We start from the raw sequence: 4,047 nt of genomic DNA, 5'->3' as shown, positions 1-4,047 counted from the left end.
TTTCTTTATTTTGTATTTGAATGATTTAATATATTCATTAAATCCTTCTCTGTTAGATAATGAGTAATCAAAATCAACTCCATATGCTTTTTGAATCTTTTGATAATCTTGTCTTATTTGATCTTTATCTTCATAATAAATAAGACTATCATAACTTTACCTGTCGATCCTTTTATTTCTTTGAAACCTAGTTCTCCCGAGTTTTGCTGTTGGAAACTTCGTTGACACCTATACGAAAGATTATAACCAAAGGTTCCAAATGAGAATACATAAAGGATTTAGATTAGTCACTATAAAATTGAATGAAATATTCAATTAAACATCCCGCTCAAAAATCTAAAAGCACTAAAGAGAGCTCTAATACTTTAATTCAATTCATTTACACAAAATTCTTGACACTACCGCTTTAAACGATTATCATAGAATAAATGGGTACTTAAACCTAAATCTTATAATACTTAGATTCATAATTCATTTAGCAAGATATAAAGCAAAATAGTACATGTTGTAATAAGATTAAACGATTTATATGAATCGTGTTCATTAGGAGGTGCGTCCACAATTGAACACAATAGAACAAAGACAAATAGAAAAGATTGACATCGTCGTTATTGGAGCAGGCATCTCGGGTTTAGTAGCAACAGCTTATCTAGCAAAAAACAAACGTAATGCTAGACTCTATGAAAAAAATCAATCATTAGGTGGACTCGTTGGAACCTTTGAACGACAAGGGTTTTATTTTGACCATGGAGCAAGAGCATTTGAGAATTCTGGAATTCTTTTCCCAATGCTAAAGAACTTAAATATATCATTTGATTATGTCAAGAACCCAGTAAAATTAGGGATTGGTACTGATTTTGTTGATGTCACTACAAAAGATTCGTTAGAATCTTATCAAAACTTACTGATTAAGTATTTCCCAGAAGAAAAAAAAGCAATTGAACAAATCATTAAAGAAATCGATCATATTACAAAGCTTATTGAAGTGGTCTATGAAATCGATAATCCACTCTTCTATGAAGGAAGATATAAAATGAATTATCTATTAAAGACGCTTCTTCCATGGTTAAAACGCTTTAAAAATGCACAGAAAGAATCTAAATCTTATTTAGTATCAGTGATTGACTACTTATATAAATACACCTCTAATCAAGCTTTAATCGATATCATCACTCAGCATTTCTTTGAAGAATCTAGTGCCTATTTCACTTTAAGCTATTTTGGTTTATATAAAGATTACTTATATCCTAAAAAAGGAACGAAGACATTAGCACAAGTTCTAAAGGATGCAATCCTTAAAAACGATGGTGAAATAACTACCAATAAAACAGTTGTAAATATTAACCCAATCGCTAAACTAGTCACCTTTAAAGATGGTAGTGAAGTCACTTATAACCAACTGATCTGGGCATCTGATCAGTATACTCTATATCAACTCATCGAAAACTATCCGAGGAAAGATTTCAAAGTTCAAAAAGAACTTCTTTCTAACTCCCATACCAATGAATCAATCTTTACCTTAAGTCTAGGTCTTAACCTAAATAAGGAACTATTTGAAGGAACCTTTGGTTGTCATGCCTTTTATACACCTTCTACCCTTGGACTTAAATCAATGACATCCTGGAAGGATGCTAAAGATTTAGATCTATGGGTTAAAAAGTATCTAAATCTAACAACCTACGAAGTATCTATCCCTGTATTAAGAGATGCATCACTAGCACCAGAAAACCAAACCGGTGTGATTATCTCTACTTTATTTGACTATGATTTGACTAAACATTATGCAGATAACGGAGAACTAATTCGTTTAAAAACCTTAATGACTAATGAAATACTAAAAGTCATGAATGAATATCTTAAACTTGACTTAACTTCTTATATCAAAGTGATTGATATTGCAACACCACTAACGATTGAATCTTTTAATTCAAGTTATAAAGGTTCAATTACAGGTTGGGCATTATCTAATCAAAAGATGCCAGTTTATACTGAATTAAAAGATATTAGAAAATCAGTCTTAACTAAAATAAAAGATATTTATCAATGTGGTCAATGGGCATTTGCTCCAGCTGGAGTTCCAACAGCGATTCTAACTGGTAAACTTGTAGCTGATCAAGTACTAAAGAAAAAAGGTGTGAAGCGATGAACTGGTATTCGATATCTCTTGTTGTTGCTGGCTTTTTAAGTTCCTTTTATTTGTATTATCGAATTCCTTTATTAAAGCTTAAAACACCAACTCAAAAAATACCAAAGATTAGTATCATCATTCCGTGTCGGAATGAAGAACTCTCGATTGGTTTACTCTTAAATGATTTATTTAATCAATCTATGCCTATTCATGAAATCATTGTTGTTGATGATGGTTCAACCGATCAAACAGGAGAGATCATTGATCAATTTAATGTCAAGAAAATTACAGTAACAGAAAAGAATAAAGAATATGTTGGTAAATCCTGGGCAATTGAAACAGGATCCTTTGCCGCAACTGGTGAATTACTACTTTTCTTAGATGCTGATGTCAGACTTTCAAAAGATGCATTAATGAGTTTGGTTGCCTTATATGAAGAAAATCATCATATCATCACTGTTTTACCTTATCACGAAACAAAAAAGCATTATGAACAGTTTTCAATTCCATTTAATTTGATTTCGATTGCAGCCAACCATACATCAACTTTGTTTCCAAAGTCGATTGGATGTTTTGGTCCATGTATCTTAATTGAAAGAAAGATCTATGAAGATATTGGTCGTCATCATGACATTCGAAAGAGTATTATAGAAGATATTAGTCTAGGTATTCTACTTCATCAAAAGGGATATGCTTTTGATGGTTATAGTGGTAATAAGATCATCAGTTATAGAATGTATCCTGAAGATTATAAAAGTCTATATTATGGATGGACGAAGAATATTGCCTTTGGAGCATTAAGTATCCCTATATTGTTAGGATTAACGGTATTCTTATTTGTTTCATCCATTCTAGCAACCATGTTAGAGTTAACACTTAATTTCATTACTTTTAATTTAGTAAATGTTATTATATATTCAGCTTTTTATTTGATTTGGATGGTAAGACTTTATTATATATCTCATCAGATTGGAAAGTTTAAATTATGGCCATTCCTATTACTGCCAATTACCTTTGGACACTTCTTATTTGTCTTTGTTGTATCATTTATTAAGAAAATCTTTAAGTTATCTGTAAAATGGAAAGGTCGTTCAATTAGAGCTTAACCATTTATGATTACTTAAGAAAGGAAGTTGACATCAATAATTATTGATGTCGACAACATTCATATGAGAGTTATATTTTTAACTGATGAAATCACATTACTACTCTTCTTTATTATTTGGCCACTCATTCAAGTCGGTGGTGCTCTAATTGCACTCTATCTACCTGATAAATTTTACTCAAATCAGAAATTTCCATTTAAAACCTATAAGTTTGAAAGAAATGGTCACATCTATCAAACATTATTTAGAGTTAAGAAATGGAAACATCTACTTCCAGATGGAGCAAGTGTTTGGAAAAAAAGAGGTTATCAAAAGAAAAATATCAACTCTTTTGAAGTTGATAATTTAAAGAAGTTTATCATTGAATCTTGTCGAGCTGAAATGGCTCATATCATCCCAATCTTATTCTTTTGGGTATTTTTTCTCATTACTACACCACTCATTACCTGGATTATGTTAGGGTATAGCTTGATTGTTAATTTGCCATGTATGATTGTACAAAGATATAATCGTCCAAGAGTAGAAAGTCTATTAACTTCTAAAACTAATTAAAATCACATTTAGATTACGGTAAATATCATTACAAAGAAAGCAATATGCTTAGACATCCTTTAACCTGAGCATACAATATTTTAAATACTTCACACTCAATTAACTATTAATTTCAAATAAAAGTTATAATTCAAGATAAACGTATAGAATTTTTAGCCCCCCCACTCATATCGTGTAATATAGTTATGGTAAAATATAATAAGTAACAAAGATAGTTACATGTCCTATTTTTTATACCTAAAAGGGGGGACATGTGTCCTA

At 30.6% G+C, this 4,047-nt stretch carries 3 protein-coding genes; all 3 read left to right on the top strand.

Features of this window, described 5'->3' with window-relative positions:
- Positions 1-562 precede the first annotated feature (562 nt).
- Genes QJ521_RS09290 through QJ521_RS09280 form a run of 3 tightly spaced genes read left to right on the top strand, consistent with a single transcriptional unit; the run spans position 563 to position 3,786 of the window.
- Positions 563-2,146, top strand: a complete 1,584-nt coding sequence (locus QJ521_RS09290) for a phytoene desaturase family protein (protein ID WP_282840209.1) — start codon at positions 563-565, stop codon at positions 2,144-2,146.
- On the top strand, positions 2,143-3,234 hold the full coding sequence (locus QJ521_RS09285) for a glycosyltransferase family 2 protein (RefSeq protein WP_282840208.1): 1,092 nt from the start codon (positions 2,143-2,145) through the stop codon (positions 3,232-3,234). Before QJ521_RS09290 ends, QJ521_RS09285 begins: the two co-directional genes overlap by 4 nt.
- 27 nt (positions 3,235-3,261) lie before the next feature.
- Entirely contained in the window at positions 3,262-3,786 is a 525-nt protein-coding gene (locus tag QJ521_RS09280) for a glycosyl-4,4'-diaponeurosporenoate acyltransferase CrtO family protein (protein ID WP_282840207.1), read from the top strand.
- The last annotated feature ends 261 nt before the right edge of the window (positions 3,787-4,047 follow it).

The sequence above is a fragment of the Peloplasma aerotolerans genome (assembly GCF_030012175.1).
GTDB classification, from domain to species: Bacteria; Bacillota_I; Bacilli_A; order Acholeplasmatales; family Acholeplasmataceae; genus Peloplasma; species Peloplasma aerotolerans.
The sequence above is the reverse complement of the archived record's forward strand: the minus strand, read 5'-3'. Positions and strand labels throughout refer to the sequence as shown.